General features: G+C 41.9%; 16 protein-coding genes, 1 pseudogene and 1 other annotated feature. Of the genes and pseudogenes, 14 read left to right on the top strand and 3 right to left on the bottom strand.

The genetic code is table 11. The features are described from left to right. Positions 1-78 (top strand) — a sequence feature (5S ribosomal RNA rRNA prediction is too short). Positions 79-214: 136 nt separating this feature from the next. Next, a pseudogene (locus HMPREF1534_RS11870) lies at positions 215-415 on the bottom strand (transposase); the annotation flags it as partial. Positions 416-785: 370 nt separating this feature from the next. On the opposite strand from HMPREF1534_RS11870, the gene HMPREF1534_RS11875 reads away from it, so the two are divergent. The 9 genes from HMPREF1534_RS11875 (at position 786) to HMPREF1534_RS11915 (ending at position 12,864) form a co-directional block, all read left to right on the top strand. Next, positions 786-1,376: a V-type ATP synthase subunit E family protein gene (locus tag HMPREF1534_RS11875; protein WP_005939048.1), complete on the top strand. Its 591-nt coding sequence runs from the start codon at positions 786-788 to the stop codon at positions 1,374-1,376. 9 nt (positions 1,377-1,385) lie between these two features. After that, positions 1,386-2,222 carry a DUF2764 domain-containing protein gene (locus HMPREF1534_RS11880; protein ID WP_005939045.1) on the top strand — a complete coding sequence of 279 codons (837 nt, stop codon included), beginning with the start codon at positions 1,386-1,388 and terminating at the stop codon, positions 2,220-2,222. An 18-nt stretch (positions 2,223-2,240) separates the two neighbouring features. After that, on the top strand, positions 2,241-3,995 hold the full coding sequence (locus HMPREF1534_RS11885; protein WP_005939042.1) for a V-type ATP synthase subunit A: 1,755 nt from the start codon (positions 2,241-2,243) through the stop codon (positions 3,993-3,995). Positions 3,996-4,105: 110 nt separating this feature from the next. Then, positions 4,106-5,428: a V-type ATP synthase subunit B gene (locus HMPREF1534_RS11890; RefSeq protein ID WP_005939040.1), complete on the top strand. Its 1,323-nt coding sequence runs from the start codon at positions 4,106-4,108 to the stop codon at positions 5,426-5,428. 14 nt (positions 5,429-5,442) lie between these two features. Beyond that, positions 5,443-6,048, top strand: a complete 606-nt coding sequence (locus tag HMPREF1534_RS11895; RefSeq protein ID WP_005939038.1) for a V-type ATP synthase subunit D — start codon at positions 5,443-5,445, stop codon at positions 6,046-6,048. After that, on the top strand, positions 6,045-7,850 hold the full coding sequence (locus HMPREF1534_RS11900) for a V-type ATP synthase subunit I (protein WP_005939036.1): 1,806 nt from the start codon (positions 6,045-6,047) through the stop codon (positions 7,848-7,850). Before HMPREF1534_RS11895 ends, HMPREF1534_RS11900 begins: the two co-directional genes overlap by 4 nt. 29 nt (positions 7,851-7,879) lie before the next feature. Continuing rightward, positions 7,880-8,344, top strand: a complete 465-nt coding sequence (locus HMPREF1534_RS11905) for a V-type ATP synthase subunit K (protein WP_005939034.1) — start codon at positions 7,880-7,882, stop codon at positions 8,342-8,344. A gap of 254 nt (positions 8,345-8,598) precedes the next feature. Continuing rightward, a complete protein-coding gene (locus HMPREF1534_RS11910; RefSeq protein ID WP_005939031.1) occupies positions 8,599-10,272 on the top strand; it encodes a glycogen/starch synthase in 1,674 nt (557 codons plus the stop codon). A 27-nt stretch (positions 10,273-10,299) separates the two neighbouring features. Then, entirely contained in the window at positions 10,300-12,864 is a 2,565-nt protein-coding gene (locus tag HMPREF1534_RS11915) for a glycosyltransferase family 1 protein (RefSeq protein WP_005939029.1), read from the top strand. A gap of 351 nt (positions 12,865-13,215) precedes the next feature. Here the strand turns inward: HMPREF1534_RS11915 and HMPREF1534_RS11920 are convergent, their stop codons facing one another. Beyond that, positions 13,216-14,310, bottom strand: a complete 1,095-nt coding sequence (locus HMPREF1534_RS11920) for a TlpA disulfide reductase family protein (protein ID WP_018452736.1) — start codon at positions 14,308-14,310, stop codon at positions 13,216-13,218. Between the two features lie 254 nt (positions 14,311-14,564). Between HMPREF1534_RS11920 and HMPREF1534_RS19490 the strand changes: the two genes are divergently transcribed. The 5 genes from HMPREF1534_RS19490 (at position 14,565) to HMPREF1534_RS11940 (ending at position 21,003) form a co-directional block, all read left to right on the top strand. Beyond that, positions 14,565-16,529, top strand: coding sequence for a PAS domain-containing sensor histidine kinase (locus HMPREF1534_RS19490; RefSeq protein WP_018452737.1), 1,965 nt, complete (start codon positions 14,565-14,567; stop codon positions 16,527-16,529). Positions 16,530-16,672: 143 nt separating this feature from the next. Next, positions 16,673-18,058, top strand: coding sequence for a polyamine ABC transporter ATP-binding protein (locus tag HMPREF1534_RS11925; RefSeq protein WP_025066833.1), 1,386 nt, complete (start codon positions 16,673-16,675; stop codon positions 18,056-18,058). A gap of 17 nt (positions 18,059-18,075) precedes the next feature. Beyond that, positions 18,076-18,873, top strand: coding sequence for an ABC transporter permease (locus HMPREF1534_RS11930; RefSeq protein WP_005939017.1), 798 nt, complete (start codon positions 18,076-18,078; stop codon positions 18,871-18,873). Further along, positions 18,867-19,658 carry an ABC transporter permease gene (locus HMPREF1534_RS11935; protein WP_005939015.1) on the top strand — a complete coding sequence of 264 codons (792 nt, stop codon included), beginning with the start codon at positions 18,867-18,869 and terminating at the stop codon, positions 19,656-19,658. Before HMPREF1534_RS11930 ends, HMPREF1534_RS11935 begins: the two co-directional genes overlap by 7 nt. A gap of 31 nt (positions 19,659-19,689) precedes the next feature. Further along, a complete protein-coding gene (locus HMPREF1534_RS11940; protein WP_005939013.1) occupies positions 19,690-21,003 on the top strand; it encodes an ABC transporter substrate-binding protein in 1,314 nt (437 codons plus the stop codon). Between the two features lie 108 nt (positions 21,004-21,111). Here the strand turns inward: HMPREF1534_RS11940 and HMPREF1534_RS11945 are convergent, their stop codons facing one another. Continuing rightward, positions 21,112-22,050, bottom strand: coding sequence for a ribose-phosphate pyrophosphokinase (locus HMPREF1534_RS11945; protein ID WP_005939011.1), 939 nt, complete (start codon positions 22,048-22,050; stop codon positions 21,112-21,114). Positions 22,051-22,087: the final 37 nt, after the last annotated feature.

Here is a 22,087-nt window from a genome sequence, read left to right as displayed (position 1 = left end):
TTCCACCTCTTCCCATTCCGAACAGAGAAGTTAAGCCTTGTCACGCCGATGGTACTGCGTAACAGTGGGAGAGTAGGTAGCCGCCGTTTTTGATGGAAGCCTCCGAGTCATTTGACTGACTCGGAGGCTTTTTTTTGTGTGTTTATACTGATTTGGTTATACTCTGCTCAACTGCATATTTTGGGTCAACGTAAAAACCTGAGGGATTCATAGCTTATGCATAAATTTTAGCAAGTCTGAACAAAAAGAAAGTTCTGTCCTTCACTCCTCTGAACTGTGTGCGGAACTCCTTAATTTTGGCATTGAATGATTCCGAAGCGGCATTAGTGGAGCGTCGGTCAAAGAAGTTGATTATTTCCCGGTAATGTGTCTGCACGGAACGTACCATTCTTCCGAAAGCCAGGAAGCCTGATTTAGGCTTAACGTAAAAAACTGATGGATTCATTGCTTACGCATAAATTTTATGCAGAGTAAAGGTAAAACAATATAATGCAAGATAGGATATTATCAACTGAAAAAATCCGCTGACCCTATTAAACAAGGTAAATCTTTTCTCTAAATGAGATGGGGAAATATTTTTTAGTAATCATTTATTAATCTGTTTAGCAGAAAGATTATGTTATGTAACATGAATGTGGCATATTTTTCTCTTTTTGCAGTACTTTTAGTGGAAATTCTATTATTAAATTCTTTTTCTATCATTGAATTTTGTATTTTTGGGCAAGCCTTTTGGAATTTATTTCAAAAACGAAAGTATTAAACTCAAAAAAATATCTTCTAAGAATATGGAAAATAAAATTCAGGAGCTTACCGATAAGATTTATCGTGAAGGTGTGGAAAAAGGAAACGAAGAAGCACAACGACTTATCAGTAGTGCTCACGAGGAAGCAGCAAAAATAGTAGAGGATGCTCGTAAAGAAGCTGATTCTATTGTTGCCGCAGCTCGTAAGTCGGCAATGGAAACTGCCGAAAATACACAATCAGAAATTAAATTGTTTGCCGGACAAGCTGTGAATGCATTGAAAACCGAAATTACTACTTTACTGACTAACGAGGTAGTGAGTGATGCCGTGAAAGGCTTTGTGGCAGATAAGGAATATCTGAATAAATTTATTGTTTCATTAGCGGCCCAATGGTCGGCTAATGAACCTATCGTTATTTCTACCGCAGATGCTGAAGGACTTAAGAAACATTTTGCAGTCAATGCAAAAGCTGTGTTGGACAAAGGGGTAAGAATAGAACAAGTGAATGGTACTAAAGCCCTCTTCACAATTTCGCCCGCTGATGGTTCTTACAAAGTGAACTTCGGTGAAGAGGAATTTGAAAACTATTTCAAAGACTTCCTTCGTCCTCAATTAGTAGAAATGTTGTTTTAAAGCATGGCTATGACAAATTATTATTGCCTGGTAGCCGGTTTGCCCGATCTTTCATTGGAAGATGGCAAGCTGAACTATACGGTGGCCAATTTTAAATCGGAAATTTATCCTGAATTATCGGAAAAAGATAGAAAGCTGATTGACTTATTCTATTTGAAATTCGATAATGCTAATCTGCTGAAACTGCTGAAAGATAAGGAGGCTGTGACGGATTCTGAGGGAAATTATTCTCAGGATGAATTGCTGACCCTTATCAGCGCAGTACGCGAAGGCGATGCGCCGGATAAGAAATATCCATCTTACCTTTACGAATTTATTACTGCTTATCTGGCTCTGTCCGCCGAAGAGTTTTATCGTGCGGAAGATATGCTTTCTGCATATTATTATGCGTATGCTATGAACTGCGGTAATCAATTTATTTCCTCTTGGTTTGAATTTAATCTGAATATCAATAATATACTGGCTGCACTGGCTGCACGTAAATACAAAATGGACGTGTCCCAGGTGGTAGTGGGAAACACTGATGTGAGTGAGATGATCCGTACATCGAATGCCCGCGACTTCGGATTGACCGAAATGCTGGAATATTTTGAGCCGATACTTCGTATCAGCGAGATTGAAGAACTGGTGGAAAGGGAAAAGAAGATAGATTTGTTGAAATGGAACTGGATGGAAGACGCTGTCTTCTTCAACTATTTTACGGTGGAACGGATTTTCGTGTTCTTATTGAAACTGGAAATGATTGGCCGCTGGATTTCTATGGATAAGGAAAAGGGAAGCGAACTGTTCCGTCAGATCATTGACAAACTGAAGGACGAAGTACAGATTCCCGCAGAATTCAGATAATAAACAGATTAAAGATATATGGCAACAAAAGGAACTGTTAGTGGCGTAATTGCCAACATGGTTACTCTCACCGTTGACGGACCGGTAGCGCAGAATGAGATTTGTTACATTCTGACAGGCGGAGACCGATTGATGGCTGAGGTTATTAAGGTAGTAGGCAGCAATGTTTATGTGCAGGTGTTCGAAAGTACACGTGGACTTAAGGTGGGTGCCGAAGCCGAATTTACAGGACATATGCTCGAAGTGACCTTGGGACCGGGCATGTTGTCTAAAAACTACGATGGTCTGCAAAATGACCTTGACAAAATGGATGGTGTTTTCCTAAAACGAGGACAATATACTTATCCGCTCGACAAGGAAAGGAAATGGCATTTCATTCCATTGGTAAAAGTAGGCGATGAAGTAGGATCTTCGGCTTGGTTAGGTCAGGTAGATGAAAATTTCCAGCCGTTGAAGATTATGGTTCCGTTCCAGTTGGATGGTACTTATAAGGTTAAATCCATTGTAAAGGAAGGCGAATATGGCATTGAAGATACGGTAGTTGTACTGACGGATAAAGACGGAAAAGATATTCCTGTGAATATGATTCAGAAGTGGCCGGTAAAGAAGGCTATGACTAACTATAAAGAAAAACCCCGTCCTTACAAACTACTGGAAACCGGTGTACGTGTTATTGATACGGTAAACCCCATTGTAGAGGGAGGGACAGGATTTATCCCCGGTCCGTTCGGTACAGGAAAGACGGTACTTCAACATGCTATTTCCAAGCAGGCAGAAGCGGATATTGTTATTATCGCTGCTTGCGGTGAACGTGCCAACGAGGTAGTAGAAATCTTTACCGAATTCCCTGAACTGGTAGACCCGCATACAGGACGTAAGTTGATGGAACGTACTATCATCATCGCGAATACATCAAACATGCCGGTGGCTGCTCGTGAAGCGTCCGTGTACACGGCCATGACGATTGCAGAATACTATCGTGCCATGGGATTGAAGGTGTTGCTGATGGCAGACTCCACTTCCCGTTGGGCGCAGGCCTTGCGCGAAATGTCCAACCGTATGGAAGAGTTACCTGGTCCGGACGCATTCCCGATGGATATCTCGGCCATTATTTCCAACTTTTACGGACGTGCAGGATATGTACATCTGAATAATGGTGAAACTGGTTCCATTACTTTTATCGGTACCGTATCTCCGGCAGGTGGTAACCTGAAGGAACCTGTAACTGAAAATACCAAGAAGGTAGCCCGTTGTTTTTATGCTTTGGAACAGGAACGTGCCGATAGAAAACGTTATCCGGCAGTAAATCCGATTGATTCTTATTCTAAATATTTGGAATATCCTGAATTTGAGGAATATATAACCAAACGTATTAACGGCGAATGGATTGGCAAGGTGAACGAAATCAAGACTCGGTTGCTGCGTGGTAAGGAAATTGCCGAACAGATTAATATTCTGGGTGATGATGGTGTACCTGTAGAATATCACGTTATCTTCTGGAAATCGGAATTAATTGACTTTGTAATCTTACAACAGGATGCCTTCGATGAGATTGATTCTGTAACTCCGATGGAACGTCAGGAGGATATATTGAACATGGTTATCGACATCTGTCATACAGAATTTAAGTTTGATACTTTCCTGGAAGTAATGGACTACTTTAAGAAGATGATCAACCTCTGCAAGCAGATGAACTATGCTAAATATAAATCTGAGCAGTATGAGGATTTCAATAAGCAGTTGCAAGAGTTGGTTGCCGAGAGAAGCGTCTGATTTAATGTACCATTTATCACGTGCAATGTATCATTGACCGTTTGGCGTGTATTTGCAGGTGGTAAAAGGGAAGAAGAGAAAAATGTAAATTGTAAATTGTAAATAAATAGATGGCAACAAAAGCATTTCAAAAAATATATACCAAGATTAGCCAGATTACCAAGGCTACTTGTTCGCTGAAAGCGTCAGGAGTAGGTTATGACGAATTGGCTATGGTAAATGGGAAGTTAGCCCAGGTGGTAAAAATCATGGGCGATGAAGTGACCTTACAGGTGTTTGAGGGTACAGAAGGTATTCCCACTAATGCAGAGGTCGTATTTTTAGGTAAATCACCTACGTTGAAAGTAAGCGAGCAGTTGGCCGGACGTTTCTTCAACGCCTTTGGTGATCCGATTGACGGGGGACCGGAAATAGAGGGACAAGAAGTGCCTATCGGTGGTCCTTCTGTAAATCCTGTCCGCCGTAAACAACCGTCGGAACTGATTGCAACAGGTATTGCCGGAATCGACTTGAATAATACGCTGGTATCAGGACAGAAGATTCCGTTTTTTGCCGATCCTGATCAGCCATTCAATCAGGTAATGGCAAATGTGGCATTGCGTGCCGAAACCGACAAGATCATCTTGGGCGGTATGGGTATGACCAATGATGATTACCTGTATTTTAAGAATGTATTCTCTAATGCCGGTGCTCTTGACCGTATTATCAGTTTCGTAAATACTACGGAAAACCCGCCGGTAGAACGTCTGCTGATTCCGGATATGGCGCTGACGGCTGCCGAATATTTTGCGGTGGAACACAATCAGAAAGTATTAGTGTTATTGACAGATATGACCAGTTACGCCGATGCGTTGGCTATTGTTTCCAATCGTATGGACCAAATTCCGTCCAAGGACTCCATGCCGGGTTCTCTTTATTCGGATTTGGCAAAGATATACGAAAAGGCGGTGCAGTTCCCGGCAGGAGGTTCCATTACCATTATTGCGGTGACTACCCTGAGTGGCGGCGATATTACACATGCTGTTCCTGATAATACGGGTTACATCACCGAAGGTCAGTTGTTCCTGCGTCGTGACAGCGATATCGGTAAAGTTATCGTTGACCCGTTCCGTTCGTTGTCTCGTTTGAAACAGTTGGTGAGTGGTAAGAAGACTCGTAAGGACCATCCGCAGGTGATGAATGCCGCAGTCCGTCTGTATGCTGATGCTGCCAATGCCAAGACAAAGATGGAAAACGGTTTCGACCTGACTAACTATGACGAGCGTACTTTGGCTTTCGCTAAGGATTACGCAAATCAATTGCTGGCTATTGATGTGAACTTAGATACTACTGAAATGCTGGATGTTACATGGGGATTGTTCAGTAAATACTTTAAGCCGGAAGAAGTCAATATCAAGAAAGAATTGGTTGACGAACACTGGCAAAAACAATAAATTAATGAAGAAACATGGCAATAAAGTTTCAATATAACAAGACCTCGCTGCAACAGCTTGAGAAGCAACTCAAGGTCCGTGTGCGCACGCTTCCCATTATTAAGAATAAGGAAAGCGCCCTTCGCATGGAGGTAAAGAGATGCAAGACCGAAGCTGCCGAGTTGGAGGAAAGGCTTGAAAAACAAATTCAGGCATACGAAGCCATGTTCGCACTTTGGAATGAGTTTGATGCTTCATTAATTAAAGTGAGTGACGTTCATTTGGGCATAAAGAAAATTGCCGGTGTACGGGTTCCGTTGCTGGAAAACGTAGATTTTGACATTCGTCCCTACAGCCTGTTCAACAGTCCGAAATGGTATTCCGACGGGATACATTTGCTGAAAGGACTGGCACAGACCGCTATTGAAAGGGAATTTATGCTTGCCAAACTGAACCTACTGGAACATGCGCGTAAAAAGACCACTCAGAAAGTGAATCTTTTTGAGAAGGTACAGATACCCGGATACCAGGATGCTCTGCGAAAAATTAAACGATTTATGGAGGACGAGGAGAACTTGTCCAAATCATCGCAGAAGATTCTGAAATCCATTCAAGAGAAAAGAAAGGAGGCAGAGGCATGATTACAAAAATGAAGAAGTTGACTTTCCTTATCTATCATAAGGAATATGAACAGTTCCTGCAAAGTATCCGTGATTTAGGCGTAGTCCATGTGGCGGAAAAAGCGCAGGGAACAGCAGAGAATACCGAACTTCAAGAAAGCATCCGTCTGTCCAACCGCTATGCTTCAACTATCAAGTTCCTGCAATCACTGAATGTTGAATTGAAAGAACAGAAAGGTGATGCAGCTCGTGGAGAGAAGGCTTTGGAAGAAGTGGAAGCTCTTCAACTGGAAAAGACCCAGTTGCAGCATCAGTTACAGGCTTGTGACAAGGAACGTGCTGCACTGGAGGTATGGGGAGACTTTGAGCCCGCATCAGTTTATCGGTTGCAAGATGCTGGATATCAAGTGGATTTCTATATATGCTCAGAGAAGAACTTTAATGAAGAATGGCTGGAAGCTTACCATGCTACGGAGATTAATCGCATAGGTTCACGCATCTATTTTATTACCATTACTAAGAAAGGTTCACTGCCCGAACTGGAAGTGGAATCGGCCAAACTGCCGGTGATGTCATTGAGTCAGCTGACGGCTCGGTGTGAAGGCATGGAACAACAGATTAAAGAGGTGGATGATAAGTTGGCTGCCATAGCGGGGGAGAAGTTGCTTTCCTTGCAGGCTGCACAAGCAAATGTCCACTCGCAGATAGAATTTTCTAAAGTGGTGCTGAATACGGAACAGGCTGCGGATAACAAGCTGATGTTATTGCAAGGCTGGGCTCCGGCTACGCAAATTCCGGAGATTACTGATTTTCTGAACCAACAGGAAGTGTACTTTGAAATTGCCGATCCTACGCCGGAGGACAATGTACCTATTCAGTTGAACAATAAAGGATTTTTCCGTCTGTTCGAACCGATTATGAAGTTGTATATGCTTCCTAAGTATAATGAACTGGACTTGACGCCGTTCTTCGCACCCTTCTTTATGCTCTTTTTCGGGCTGTGTTTGGGTGATTCGGGCTACGGTTTGTTCATGGTATTAGGAGTAACTGTTTATCGTATGTTGGCGAAGAATATCAGTGCTTCCATGAAGCCCATTTTAACTTTGGTGCAGATTTTGGGTGCTTCTACTTTCTTCTGCGGTATGTTGACAGGTACTTTCTTTGGATTTAATTTGTATGGTAATGACATTCCGTTCTTTAACAAGATGCGTGATTTGTTCTTCCTCGACAATCAGTGGATGTTCAACCTTTCATTGATTTTGGGAGCTGTCCAGATTATCTTTGGTATGGTGCTGAAAGCTGCCAATCAGACGATTCAGTTCGGATTTAAGTATGCACTTTCTACTGTCGGATGGATTATAGTATTGGTCAGTACGGCATTGGCGTTCCTTTTGGGCGATGTGATGCCGATGGGCGGAACAGCTCATTTGGTAATACTGGGTATTGCCGGAGTGCTTATCTTCCTGTTTAACAGTCCCGGAAAGAATATATTCCTTAACATTGGTTTGGGTTTGTGGGATTCCTACAATATGGCAACCGGTTTGCTAGGTGATATTCTTTCGTATGTACGTTTGTTTGCATTGGGACTTTCGGGAGGTATTTTGGCTAGTGTATTTAATAGTTTGGCTGCCGGAATGAGTCCGGATAATGCTATTGCCGGTCCGATAGTGATGGTACTTATCTTTTTGATAGGTCATTCTATCAATATGTTTATGAATATATTGGGTGCGATGGTTCACCCGATGCGTCTTACTTTCGTAGAGTTCTTCAAGAATTCGGGCTACGAGGGTGGCGGTAAAGAATATAAGCCATTTAAAAATTAAGAATTTAAAAATTAAAAAATAGAAGAATTATGGAAATGAATTTATTGATTGCCTATGTAGGCATTGCAATTATGGTTGGTTTGTCAGGTATCGGTAGTGCGTATGGTGTGACTATCGCAGGTAACGCATCTATTGGCGCATTGAAAAAGAACGATAGTGCATTCGGTAACTTCTTGGTGTTGACAGCACTTCCCGGTACACAAGGTTTGTATGGTTTTGCCGGTTACTTTATGTTCCAAAGTATTTTCGGTGTACTGACTCCGGCTATTACAGGCATCCAAGCTGCCGCTGTATTGGGCTCAGGCATTGCTTTGGGTCTTGTTGCACTTTTCTCAGCTATCCGTCAGGGACAGGTTTGTGCCAACGGTATTGCTGCTATCGGTCAGGGACATAATGTATTTGGTAATACCTTGATTTTAGCTGTATTCCCAGAGTTGTATGCTATCGTTGCTTTGGCTGCAACTTTCTTGATGGGCTCTGCATTAGTCGCATAATCAGATTAGTTATTAATGAAAAAGGGCTGTTTTTGTATTTTTACGAAATGGCCCTTTTTTCGTCCTAAAAGAGACTAAATTTATTAAACTACTTACTATTGTTGCTTATACCGGCTTTCTTTGTGATAAATGTTAAATATGAAATGGTAAAAGTTAATAAGTGAGTCTGAAAAATCTAATAAAGTCTGGGAAAAACTTTATTATCTCATTGAATTTGTGTACCTTTGCACTCGAAAATAAGATAAGGTATATAGATGGCAAAAGAACTATTAACCCCCGGTTATATCTTCGAAGCGAGTTGGGAAGTGTGTAATAAGGTGGGGGGCATTTATACAGTGTTGTCAACAAGGGCAAAAACACTGCAAGATATTTACAAGGATAAAGTGTTTTTTATAGGCCCGGATGTGTGGGTAGGAAAAGAGAACCCCTTGTTTATAGAGAATGAAAATCTGTGTGCAGCGTGGCGTGAACATGCTTTGAAAAACGATGGCTTGAAAGTTCGTGTCGGCCGTTGGAATATCCCCGGAAACCCTATAGTCATATTAATAGATTTTTATCCGTTCTTTTCAAAGAAGAATGAAATATACGGAAAAATGTGGGAAGATTTCCAAGTAGATTCACTTCATGCATATGGAGATTACGATGAAGCATCCATGTTCTCATACGCAGCAGGAAAAACTGTTGAAAGTTTCTATCGATTCAATCTGACAGAGAACGATAAGGTCATTTACCAGGCTCACGAGTGGATGACAGGTATGGGAGCACTTTATCTACAGAAGGCAGTCCCCGAAATAGCAACAATATTTACTACTCATGCTACTTCTATCGGCCGTTCGATTGCCGGCAACAATAAACCTCTTTACGATTATTTATTTGCTTACAATGGTGATCAGATGGCACGTGAGCTTAATATGGAGGCTAAACACTCCATAGAGAAACAAACGGCGCATCATGTAGATTGTTTTACCACTGTTAGTGAAATCACTAATAATGAATGTAAGGAACTGTTGGAGAAACCGGCGGATGTGATTTTGATGAATGGTTTTGAAGATGATTTTGTTCCTCAAGGACGTACCTTTACTGCTAAACGTAAAAAAGCGCGCGCCACTTTGTTGAATCTTGCCAATAAGTTATTGGGAGTAAATTTGGGCGATGATACTTTGATATTAGGAACCAGTGGGCGTTATGAGTTTAAAAATAAAGGTATCAATGTATATTTGGAAGCTTTGAATCGATTGACCCGTGACAAGAATCTGAAAAAAGAAGTACTGGCGTTTATTAATGTTCCTGGATGGGTAGGAGATCCTCGTGAGGATTTGGTAGAACGTTTGAAAAGCAATGAAAATTATACCACTCCGTTGGAATGTCCGTTTATTACTCATTGGTTGCATAACATGAGTCACGATCAGGTACTTGATATGATGAAGTATCTGGGTATGGCAAATTCGGCTAGCGATAAAGTGAAAGTTATCTTCGTTCCCTGTTATTTGGATGGAAAAGACGGCATCATAAATATGGAATACTATGATTTAGTGTTGGGACATGACTTGAGTGTTTATCCTTCATATTATGAACCATGGGGATATACTCCATTGGAAAGTGTTGCTTTTCATGTGCCGACAATTACTACTGATTTGGCAGGTTTCGGACTTTGGGTGAATTCACTGAAAGGCTCGTATAGTGAACTGAAAGACGGTGTGAAAGTGATTCATCGTTCGGACTACAACTATTCTGAAGTGGCAGACGTTATAAAGGACAATATATCGGTTTTTTCCGGTATGTCTGATACTGAAATCAAAGTGATACGTAAACGTGCTGCCGATATTGCGGAAAAGGCTTTGTGGAAGCATTTCATTAAATATTATTATGAGGCTTATGATGTGGCATTGCGCAATGCACAGAAGAGACTTTTATTAGGTGAAAATTGAATATAATATTAATATAATTAGAGAGACATGAAAATCAAGATTAGTAATGCAAATACTCCTACCTGGAAAGACGTTACAGTAAAATCACGTATTCCTGAGGAATTGAAAAAGTTAGAAGAATTAGCACGCAACATCTGGTGGGCATGGAACTACGAGGCAATTGAGTTGTTTAGAGATTTAGACCCGGCGTTGTGGAAAGAAGCCGGACAGAATCCTGTAGTTCTTTTGGAGCGATTGAGCTATGAGACACTGGAAAAACTGGCAAAGGATAAAAATATCCTGAAACGCATGAACGATGTATATGCAAAGTTTAGAGCTTATATGGATGTACAGCCCGACGCCAAGCGTCCTTCTGTGGCTTATTTCTGTATGGAGTATGGTTTGACACATGTTCTGAAAATCTATTCGGGTGGTTTGGGTATCTTGGCAGGTGATTACCTGAAAGAAGCATCAGACAGCAACGTAGATATGTGTGGTGTCGGATTCTTGTATCGCTATGGATATTTTACTCAAAGTCTTTCGATGGACGGACAGCAGGTAGCAGGATACGAAGCTCAGAACTTCGGTAGCTTACCTATCGAACGTGTGTTGGATGAAAACGGACAACCGATGGTTATCGATGTTCCTTATCTGAACTATTTCGTTCATGCTTATGTGTGGAAAGTCAATGTAGGTCGTGTTCCTTTGTATCTGTTGGATACAGATAATGAAATGAACAGCGAGTTCGATCGTCCTATTACTTACCAACTTTATGGAGGTGACTGGGAAAACCGTTTGAAACAAGAGATATTATTGGGTATCGGTGGCGTATTGATGCTGAAGAAACTGGGTATCAAGAAAGATATTTATCATTGTAATGAGGGACATGCTGCATTATGCAACGTTCAGCGTTTGTGTGATTATGTAGAAGGTGGTTTGACATTCGAACAGTCTTTGGAAGTAGTTCGTTCTTCTTCTCTTTATACTGTTCATACTCCGGTGCCTGCCGGTCATGACTACTTTGATGAAGGTTTGTTTGGTAAGTACATGGGTGGTTATCCGCAACGTATGGGCATCAGCTGGCAGGATTTGATGGATATGGGACGTATCAATCCGGGAGATGCCGGAGAACGTTTTTGTATGTCTACTTTTGCTTGCAACACTTGTCAGGAAGTAAACGGTGTGAGCTGGTTGCACGGAAAAGTATCTCAGGAGATGTTCTCAGGTATTTGGAAAGGCTATTTCCCCGAAGAAAGCCATGTAGGTTATGTAACCAATGGTGTTCACTTTCCCACTTGGAGTGCGACAGAATGGAAGAAACTGTATGCCAAACATTTTGCTCCCAACTTTATGGAAGACCAGTCTAATGAAAAAATTTGGGAAGCTATCTATAATGTGGCTGACGAAGAAATCTGGGCAACTCGTCAAGCTTTGAAGAACAAATTGGTAGATCATATCCGTAAACAGTTCAGCGAAAGCTGGTTGAAGAATCAAGGTGATCCTTCACGCATTGTTTCTTTGATGGAAAAGATCAATCCGAATGCGTTGATGATAGGTTTTGCCCGTCGTTTTGCTACTTACAAGCGTGCACACCTGTTGTTTACTGATATTGACCGTTTGGCTAAGATTGTGAACAATCCTGACTATCCGGTACAATTCTTATTTGCCGGTAAAGCTCATCCGCACGATGGTGCCGGTCAGGGATTGATTAAGAAGATTGTAGAAATCTCTCGTCGTCCTGAGTTCTTGGGCAAAATCATCTTCTTGGAAAACTATGATATGCAGTTGGCTCATCGTTTAGTGTCAGGTGTTGATATTTGGATGAACACTCCGACCCGTCCTTTGGAAGCATCAGGAACATCAGGCGAGAAAGCTTTGATGAATGGTGTTGTGAACTTCTCTGTACTCGACGGATGGTGGTTGGAAGGCTACCGTGAAGGTGCAGGATGGGCGTTGACAGAAAAACGCACTTATCAGAACCAAGAGCATCAAGACCAGTTGGATGCTGCTACTATCTATAGTATTTTGGAAAATGAAATCCTGCCGTTGTACTATGCACGTAACCGCAAGGGCTATTCTGAAGGTTGGGTGAAGACTATCAAGAATTCTATTGCTCAGGTAGCTCCTCATTATACTATGAAGCGTCAGTTGGATGATTACTATTCTAAATTCTATACCAAAGAAGCTAAACGTTTCAAAGAATTGGTAGCTAACGACTATGCTAAAGCAAAAGAAATTGCCGCATGGAAGGAAAAGGTTGCCGAATTGTGGGATTCTATTGAAATTGTTTCCTGCGAAAAGAATGAAGAATTGGCAAGTGGTAACATCGAAACCGGTAAAGAATATACTATTACTTATGTAGTGGATGAAAAAGGACTGGATGATGCCGTAGGTATTGAACTGGTTACTACTTACACCAATGCTGAAGGTAAAGAACATATCTATTCTGTAGAGCCGATGGAAGTAATCAAGAAAGAAGGTAATCTGTACACATTCCAGTGTAAACACAGTCTTTCTAACTCCGGCAGCTTTAAGGTTGCATACCGTATGTACCCGAAGAACGTAGATCTGCCTCACCGCCAGGATTTCTGCTATGTTCGTTGGTTCGTATAATTCATTGAAATCACTTTTCTGTTTTAAAGCGATTTCATAATAATATAATAAGAGAGCCGGTCAGATTTGGAACCGGCTCTCTTTTCTATTATTCTCCTTTCACATATAACAGGTGTTGAAACGTCCTATTCAAGGGAATCCTGTGTGAAAGCTATCTTCCTTGTGATATAGAAAGGGAATGTGTCAAAACTATGGTCTATCCCATCATCAGCTGTAGGGGCAGGGTTTGCCTGCCCGAAGACACAAAGTCAACTGTTTTCGGGCGAGCGAACCTTGCCCCTACGAGCTAAACGACAGCATTATCCACGTTTTGAATTCAACCCCTTTCCGTTTATAAATCTTGCTTTTCTCTTATTTTAAGAGCTCGCTTAATTTTGCTTTAATATCTTCACCGCGCAGGTTGCGTGCTACGATGGTACCTTCTTGATCAACTAAAACAGTGGCAGGAATAGAATTTACGCCATACAGTTTTGCACCTGCATTGTTCCAACCTTGCAAATCAGACATCTGCGGCCATGTGATATCGAGAGCAGTGATAGCTTCTTTCCATTTATCCAGATTGTTATCCAGAGAAACGCCCACGATACCGAAGCCCTTATTCTTGAATTCTTTGTAAGCGGCAACTACATTCGGCATTTCTTTGCGACAAGGTCCGCACCAGCTGGCCCAGAAATCAATCAATGTATATTTGTTCTTGCTTATGAAATCAGATAACTTCACTGTTTGTCCTTCAGGAGTATCCATAGAGAAATCGATGTATTTCTGACCTACAGCTGTCTTTTCTACAGTTTCAATATGCTTCTTCAGTTTAACGATACGGTCATTATTGGCAAACTGAGCAGGAATCTTTTCAACTAAAGATTTTTGTTTGTCCAATTCGAATGCGGCAGCATAAGAAGGAAGTAATTGTATACCTACTGCATTTGTAATGTTAGCTTCGATAGTGTTGAAGACCATATCCATGGCAATGCTGTCTTTCTTTTCTATTTCTTTCATTACGTTTTCACGCTGTTCGTCAGTCAAGGTAGAGTCAGACATTGCGCTACGATACATGTCATTCATTTCTTTGCTCATAGCGATGAAGTTATCTTTGAACTGCTGATAAGTATCATTGTTTGCAGTACCGCCGATTTTGTTTTCTTCGCCCAGTGCAACAGTGATATTTCCGTTTTCGAGGAAGAAATCGGCACGGTTACGTTTTCCGTCTTTTGCATAGATGATAAAGCAGTTTGTTGCTGTGTCCTGTCTTCCGGTGAATGTGAAAGTACCTCCTGCTACAGTGGTAGAATCCAATTTTACCCAGTCGCCATTCTTATATTCCTGCAAATAAATAGTGTCGCCATCGGCAAGACCTTCTACTGTTCCCGATACTTTGTAAGCGGGTGAATTGTTGCATGCAGTGAAAGCTAAGCTTCCTACAGCCAATAAATAAACTAATTTTTTCATTGTGATGATATTATAATTTGAACGCAAAGATAGTTACTTAATTAATACAGAAGAGAAAAAAAGGTTTTTATTTTCATCTGCTCATTAATAATATATAGAATATTATGTGTTTTTTTGCAGGATAATGTGACTGCGTTTGTTTCAAATGGTTATCTTTGTACCTAAATACCATTCGCAAAATGTTAATACCGAGTCTTGCATTAATTACTATCCTGTTTCTTTTGTTAGTATGGGCTACTATCAGAGAAAGAGTTATGGCTAAAGAAATAAAGTTGGCTAAGCAGTTCTACGCTGCCATCTGGAATAATGCCCATGAGTTTATATTCTTGATAGACAAGACTTCGCATGTCACCAAGACCAATTATTACACAGTTTGCAAGATGCCTCCCCGGGAAGACCGGAAATGTTTCGGGGAGATATTGCAATGTCGCTATGCGCGTGAGGCAGATAACTGCAATAAGCACGAGAAGTGTCGCGACTGCATAATAAGGAGTAAGATAAGCGAGACGTTTAAGAGTCGCGGCAGCTTTAGCAATTTCGAGACTACAATGGATATTCAGATATCTTCCCATCTTGCCGGTCTTTACAGCATGATGGTTTCGGGTCGCTATCTGTCGCTCAATGGTCATGATTATGTGATACTTACCGTTCATGATATCAGTGAGGAGCGAGCTTTGAAGTCTTCATTGAAGCATAGTAATGAAAAATTTCTTTGTTTTTTCGATAATGTGACCGTAGGTTGTGCTATCTGTGATAAAGAAGGTAAGTTGATAGAGGTGAATGATACCTATGTAGAGTATATGGGATTAGAGTCAAAGAAAGATGCAGTCAGCCAACTTAATATTTATACTAATCCTTGTATTAACCCTGAGTTTAAAGAAATGATGAGGTCAGGTATCCCGGTATCGGGGGAAGTAAAATATGATTATAAAATAATTAATCAGGCATATGTAAAGAGTCGGCATAGGAATGTGCATTATTTTCGTTTTATAGTCAACTATCTGAGGGATGCAGCAGGTAATGTAGAGAATATTCTGATTATTTGGGTTGAAAATACTTTGATTCATAATACATTGCGTCAGAATAAGAACTTTCACGAGATGATTGGTGCATCTTCATCCGCTTCCAAGATAGGCTTCTCGTCCATCAACTTATTGAAGAACGAACAGCTGGTGACACCGGAATATCTGAGGAATTTGGGGATATCTGAAGAAATAGATTTGCGCACCATTTTCTCTCATATGAAATACGCGGATGAGGACGCATCCCGACAGCAGCAGGTATTTATGGATTACGTGGAGAAAGCTAAACATGAAAGGGTGGAAGCTTTAGAAAGGAATATATATTTGATAGTAAATGGCGAACCCAGGTGGATTAAGCAATACCTCATTCAGCAGACATTCGATCCGGATAATGGAAACATTGTTCTGTTGGGGGTAAATGTTGATATCAATGAGCAGAAGAAAACAGAAGAGGCACTGCGCAAGGCAAAAGAAAAAGCCGAAAGCTCAGATAAGTTGAAGTCTGCTTTTTTAGCAAATATGAGCCATGAGATTCGCACTCCTCTGAATGCCATTGTAGGCTTTGCCAATCTGTTGGTCTCTTCGGAAAATAAAGGGGATTCTGAAAACTTCAAGCAGATTATTGAGCAGAACAGTAACCAGCTTTTGCAATTGATAGGAGATATTCTTGATCTCTCGAAGATAGAGTCGGATACGTTGGATTTTGTGTGGAGTAATGTAAATATCAATGCCATGATGTATGATTTGGAAAAGATATTTCAAATGCGAAATGCCGCCAATCCTGATGTTGTGATAAAATGTGTGGCAAGTGTGGGCGACTGCGTGATACGTACAGACCGCCAGCGGCTGATTCAAGTGGTGTCCAATTTGATGACCAATGCCATTAAGTTTACCACACAGGGCAGCATTATTATGGGGTACGAAAAGCGGAAGGAAGAAATCTATTTCTATGTGAAGGATACCGGTTGCGGTATTCCGGAAGAAAATCAAAGTCAGATATTTGAGCGTTTTGTCCAGTTGGATAGCTTTAAACAAGGTACTGGTCTGGGACTTCCGATATGCAGCAGCATTGTCAGGGCAATGGGAGGTAAGATAGGTGTGAACTCTAAGCCGGGAGAAGGATCGACTTTCTGGTTTATATTGCCCGAATGTCCGCCGGTGAGAAACGAATCGGAATCACGAAAACACAGCTTTTGATTTTGTTGTCGCTTCCGGTTTATGAGCGTATATATGTATTCCCGGCATATTCCCGTTTCAATGTAGCTGATAATTATGATTATTTCTTTATCTTTGCCGACCGAAAATGTAGAGGCGTTTTTCGTCCGGTTACCAAAAGTAGTATGCAACAGTCTAATTATATAATTGAAGTCAAGAATGTATCCAAGTTTTTTGGCGATAAAATAGCATTGGATAACATTAACTTGTACGTGAAAAAAGGAGAATTCGTAACGATTCTAGGTCCTTCAGGATGTGGAAAGACTACACTTTTGCGCCTTATTGCCGGTTTTCAGACTGCTTCGGAAGGAGAAATCCGAATAGCAGGGCAGGAGATTACACAAACTCCGCCGCACAAACGACCGGTAAATACCGTATTTCAGAAGTATGCTTTGTTTCCTCATCTGAATGTATATGATAATATAGCGTTCGGGTTAAAGCTAAAGAAACTACCGAAACAAATCATTGAAAAGAAAGTAAAGGCAGCCCTCCGTATGGTGGGGATGACTGATTATGAGTATCGTGATGTCAACTCGCTTTCAGGCGGTCAGCAGCAGCGTGTGGCCATAGCCCGCGCCATTGTGAACGAGCCGGAAGTATTGCTTCTTGACGAACCGCTGGCAGCTCTCGACCTGAAGATGCGTAAAGATATGCAGATGGAACTGAAGGAGATGCATAAAACATTGGGAATCACATTTGTATATGTAACACACGATCAGGAAGAAGCGCTCACGTTGAGTGATACAATTGTAGTAATGAGTGAGGGGCGTATTCAGCAGATAGGTACTCCTGTAGATATCTATAATGAACCCATCAACTCATTTGTCGCTGATTTTATCGGAGAGAGTAATATCTTGAACGGCATAATGATAAAAGATAAGTTAGTGCGTTTTGCCGGTGTAGAGTTTGAATGTGTGGACGAAGGTTTTGGTGAGAATATGCCTGTGGATGTGGTGGTTCGCCCTGAAGACTGGTATATTTTCCCTCTTTCGGATGCTGCACAGATTACGGGTACAGTCACTTCTTCTATCTTCAAGGGAGTGCATTATGAGATGGTTGTTGTGGCAAACGGTTATGAGTTTATCGTGCAAGACTACCATCACTTTGACGTGGGGCAGGAAGTAGGTCTGCTGGTCAAACCGTTTGACATCCATATCATGAAGAAGGAGCGTGTATGCAATTCTTTCGAGGGAGAGATGATAGACGAAAGTCATGTTGACTTCCTGGGTTGTCACTTCGAGTGTTTGCCTGTAAAGGATATCGAACCGGGCGAGAAAGTAAAAGTAGTGGTGGCATTTAAGGATATTATCCTGCATGACAATGAAGAAGACGGAACATTAACCGGCGATGTGCGTTTTATCCTTTATAAAGGCGATCATTACCACCTCACCGTTTCATCGGATTGGGGAGAGGATATTTATGTAGATACCAATGATGTATGGGATAATGGTGATCATGTAGGTATCAGTATTTTGCCCGAAAAGATTAAGATAATAAAGGTTGTAGACTAATATAAAAAAGAAAAGAGGTGCTCAGAACGATACGATTCTTCTTGTCCTCGCGTAAGAGTTGGACGATTCCTTACGTGATATTTTCAGCGATATTTGTTATTCTTCCGCTTCTTCTGATAGTGGTTTATGCATTTATGGACGATGCCGGACATTTTACTTTCGGCAATTTTACCAAGTTCTTTGCCCACCCTGAGGCAATCAATACGTTTGTTTATTCCATTGGCGTTGCTATTATCACGACAGTAGCGTGTATTCTGTTGGGCTATCCTGCCGCTTATATTCTGACGCAGACCCGAATGAAATATGCACAAACCATCGTGGTGCTCTTTATCCTTCCCATGTGGGTCAATATCCTGATTCGTACGTTGGCGACAGTGGCGCTTTTCGACTTTATGGATGTGCCCTTGGGAGAAGGAGCATTGATATTCGGTATGGTATATAATTTCCTGCCTTTTATGATTTATCCTATTTATAACACATTGCAGAAGTTGGATAAAAGTTATGTGGAGGCAGCGCAAGACTTGGGGGCCAATCCGGTACAGGTGTTTTTTAAGGCTGTGTTGCCATTGTCCATGCCCGGCATCGTGAGTGGTATTCTTATGGTATTCATGCCCACTATCTCCACATTCGCCATTGCCGAGTTGCTGACAATGAACAATATAAAACTGTTTGGTACTACCATTCAGGAAAACATCAATAACAGCATGTGGAACTATGGTGCGGCGCTTTCACTTATCATGCTGTTCCTGATTGGCGCCACTACCTTGTTTGCTTCGGATGACAAGGGCAATGATGAAGGAGGTGGTTTATGGTAAAGAAAATATTATGTCAGGGATACCTGTGGCTTTTATTGCTGTTGCTCTATGCTCCTATTTTCATTATTATGATTTACTCCTTTACAGAAGCAAAGGTGCTGGGCAATTGGACGGGATTCTCCACAAAACTTTATTCATCGCTGTTCACCACGGGTACTCATCACTCGCTGACCAATGCGCTGATTAATACGTTGACCATCGCGCTGATAGCTGCAACGGTTTCCACTTTATTGGGGAGTATCACTGCCATCGGCATATTCAATCTGCGTGCCCGTTCGCGCAAGGTAATCGGTTTTGTTAATAATATCCCTATTCTGAATGGCGATATTATCATCGGTATCTCGTTGTTCTTGCTGTTTGTTTCGCTGGGTATCCCTCAAGGATACACTACCGTGGTACTGGCTCACATTACATTTTGCACCCCATACGTGATTCTGAGTGTATTGCCACGTCTCAAACAAATGAATCCGAATATTTATGAAGCGGCACTCGATTTGGGGGCAACTCCCATGCAGGCACTTCGTAAAGTGATTATTCCTGAAATACTTCCGGGAATGATTTCCGGTTTCATGCTGGCAGTCACACTGTCTATCGACGATTTTGCCGTGACCGTGTTTACCATCGGCAATGAAGGATTGGAGACATTGTCTACCTATATTTATGCCGATGCGCGGAAAGGAGGACTTACTCCCGAACTTCGTCCCCTTTCAACCATTATATTTATACTGGTATTGGTGCTGCTCATTATAATCAACCGCCGTTCGAGCAAGAAAAAAGAGGCATAAGAAAATGAAGATAAAGATGAATAAATGGATAATGGCATGTGCCTGCGGGTTGCTTTCGCTCACAGGATGCTACAATACGGGCGAACCTCGCGAAAATGTGCTGAAGATATATAATTGGGCAGATTATATCGATGAAGATGTGCTTGCCGAATTTCCCGAATGGTATAAAGAGCAAACGGGTGAGGATATCCGTATTGTATATCAGACATTCGATATCAATGAAATCATGCTTACCAAAATTGAACGCGGTCATGAGGATTTTGATGTGGTATGTCCTTCGGAATATATCATCGAGCGAATGTTGAAGAAGAATCTGTTGCTGCCTATTGATACTGTTTTTGGTAAGACTCCTAATTATTTGCATAACGAGTCTCCTTATATTCGTGAGCAGTTGGATAAATTGAGTCAGCCGGGGCGTCGTGCTTCCGATTATGCCATCGGGTATATGTGGGGGACGGCCGGACTTCTGTATAACACAGACCATGTTCCTGCGGAAGATGCCAAGACATGGGCAAGCCTGTGGAATCTCAAGTACAAGAATAAAATCTTGATGAAAGAGAGCTACCGTGATGCCTACGGAACGGCCCTTATCTATGCCAACAGCAAAAACCTGAAAGAGGGGAAGGTGACGGTAGAAGAGTTGATGAACAACTATTCACAGGCATCTGTCGATACGGTAGAGAAGTACTTGAAGGCCATGAAACCTATGATTGCCGGTTGGGAAGCGGATTTCGGAAAGGAGATGATGACCAAAAATAAGGCATGGCTCAACATGACTTGGAGTGGTGATGCTGTATGGGCAATTGAAGAAGCCGGTGCTGTGGGAGTGAACTTGGATTATGAAGTGCCCGAGGAGGGGAGCAATGTGTGGTATGACGGTTGGGTGATTCCTAAATATGCACGCAATGTGAAGGCTGCCAGCTATTTTATCAATTATCTGTGCCGTCCCGAAGTTGCTTTGCGCAATATGGATGCTTGCGGTTATGTGAGTTCTGTTGCCACTCCCGAAATATTGGAAGAGAAGCTGGATACTACTTTGAACTATTATGCCGACTTGAGCTATTTCTTTGGTCCCGAGGCAGATAGTGTCCGGATTGACAAAGTGCAATATCCCGACCGTCGTGTGGTGGAGCGTTGTGCCATGATCCGTGATTCGGGCGAACGTACGGAAGCGGTATTGGAAATGTGGTCGCGTGTGAAAGGGGATAATCTTGGATTGGGAATTGTGGTTGTGATATTTGTATCGGTCGGAGTGATGCTGGTTTATACGGTTTATAGGCGGATACAGCGTTATCAGCACGAGAAATTGCAACGCCGCCGCAGGAGACACAGAAAAAGAAGATAATCCTTTGCGCTGCCGGTGACACTCCGGACTTACGGATTTTATAAAAAACAGTAGAGGCTTCCTTGTTCAAGGAAGCCTCTGTTTCTCTCTATCTTTTATCTACTGAAATTAGATAATATATTGGTCTGAAATAGACTCGTTATTCATTACGCGGCGGATAGTTTCGGCAAACATGTCGGCGATAGTCAACTGTTTTACTTTGGCGCAACGGTTAGAATAAGGAATACTGTCTGTAAATACCATTTCTTCCAAACCGGAATCTTGAACACGTTCGGAAGCAGGACCGGACATCACACAGTGAGAAGCGATGGCGCGGACAGAAATGGCTCCGGCTTCCTTCATGATATCGGCAGCTTTGGTAATTGTACCGGCTGTATCTACCATATCGTCTACCAGGATGACATTCTTGTCTTTTACGTCACCGATAATTTGCATGGTAGCCACTACGTTTGCTCTTTCGCGAGTCTTGTTGCACAATACCAAAGGCACATCAAGGTATTTGGCATATGTGCTGGCACGCTTGGAACCGCCCACATCGGGAGTAGCGATTACAAGGTTTTCAAGGTTCAGTGACTGAATGTAAGGCAAGAAGATGCCTGATGCATACAAGTGGTCTACCGGAATGTTGAAGAAACCCTGAATCTGGTCGGCATGCAAGTCCATGGTAATCAAACGGTCGATACCTGCCACACTCAGCAAGTCAGCCACCAGTTTGGCACCGATAGAAACACGCGGTTTGTCTTTTCTGTCTTGGCGAGCCCATCCGAAGTAAGGGATAACGGCTACGATGCTCTTGGCAGAAGCTCTTTTTGCTGCGTCAATCATCAGCAGCAATTCCATCAGGTTGTCAGAATTAGGAAAGGTAGATTGAACTAAGAATACATGGGCACCTCTAATTGACTCTTCGAAGGAAACAGCAAATTCACCATCAGCAAAGTGTGTAATATTCATGTTTCCCAGTTCGCAACCGAGGCTGTTGCAAATTTTTTCTGCAAGGTATTTCGAGTTTGTTCCCGAGAATACTTTAAAAGGAGATGTTTTACTCATTTTGTAATAGATATTACCTATTTATTAATTTGCGTAC

The sequence above is a fragment of the Phocaeicola massiliensis B84634 = Timone 84634 = DSM 17679 = JCM 13223 genome (assembly GCF_000382445.1).
Classification (GTDB): Bacteria; Bacteroidota; Bacteroidia; order Bacteroidales; family Bacteroidaceae; genus Phocaeicola; species Phocaeicola massiliensis.
The sequence above is the reverse complement of the archived record's forward strand: the minus strand, read 5'-3'. Positions and strand labels throughout refer to the sequence as shown.

What these genes read in the sequence shown, in the direction of transcription:
- HMPREF1534_RS11890 (WP_005939040.1), top strand. Translation starts at nt 4,106, where the DNA reads ATGGCAACAAAAGCATTTCAAAAAATATATACCAAGATTAGCCAGATT.
- HMPREF1534_RS11920 (WP_018452736.1), bottom strand. Translation starts at nt 14,310, where the DNA reads ATGAAAAAATTAGTTTATTTATTGGCTGTAGGAAGCTTAGCTTTCACT.
- HMPREF1534_RS11935 (WP_005939015.1), top strand. Translation starts at nt 18,867, where the DNA reads ATGGTAAAGAAAATATTATGTCAGGGATACCTGTGGCTTTTATTGCTG.
- HMPREF1534_RS11945 (WP_005939011.1), bottom strand. Translation starts at nt 22,050, where the DNA reads ATGAGTAAAACATCTCCTTTTAAAGTATTCTCGGGAACAAACTCGAAA.
- HMPREF1534_RS11875 (WP_005939048.1), top strand. Translation starts at nt 786, where the DNA reads ATGGAAAATAAAATTCAGGAGCTTACCGATAAGATTTATCGTGAAGGT.
- HMPREF1534_RS11880 (WP_005939045.1), top strand. Translation starts at nt 1,386, where the DNA reads ATGACAAATTATTATTGCCTGGTAGCCGGTTTGCCCGATCTTTCATTG.
- HMPREF1534_RS11940 (WP_005939013.1), top strand. Translation starts at nt 19,690, where the DNA reads ATGGCATGTGCCTGCGGGTTGCTTTCGCTCACAGGATGCTACAATACG.
- HMPREF1534_RS11925 (WP_025066833.1), top strand. Translation starts at nt 16,673, where the DNA reads ATGCAACAGTCTAATTATATAATTGAAGTCAAGAATGTATCCAAGTTT.
- HMPREF1534_RS11900 (WP_005939036.1), top strand. Translation starts at nt 6,045, where the DNA reads ATGATTACAAAAATGAAGAAGTTGACTTTCCTTATCTATCATAAGGAA.
- HMPREF1534_RS11885 (WP_005939042.1), top strand. Translation starts at nt 2,241, where the DNA reads ATGGCAACAAAAGGAACTGTTAGTGGCGTAATTGCCAACATGGTTACT.
- HMPREF1534_RS11910 (WP_005939031.1), top strand. Translation starts at nt 8,599, where the DNA reads ATGGCAAAAGAACTATTAACCCCCGGTTATATCTTCGAAGCGAGTTGG.
- HMPREF1534_RS11915 (WP_005939029.1), top strand. Translation starts at nt 10,300, where the DNA reads ATGAAAATCAAGATTAGTAATGCAAATACTCCTACCTGGAAAGACGTT.
- HMPREF1534_RS11895 (WP_005939038.1), top strand. Translation starts at nt 5,443, where the DNA reads ATGGCAATAAAGTTTCAATATAACAAGACCTCGCTGCAACAGCTTGAG.
- HMPREF1534_RS11905 (WP_005939034.1), top strand. Translation starts at nt 7,880, where the DNA reads ATGGAAATGAATTTATTGATTGCCTATGTAGGCATTGCAATTATGGTT.
- HMPREF1534_RS19490 (WP_018452737.1), top strand. Translation starts at nt 14,565, where the DNA reads ATGGCTAAAGAAATAAAGTTGGCTAAGCAGTTCTACGCTGCCATCTGG.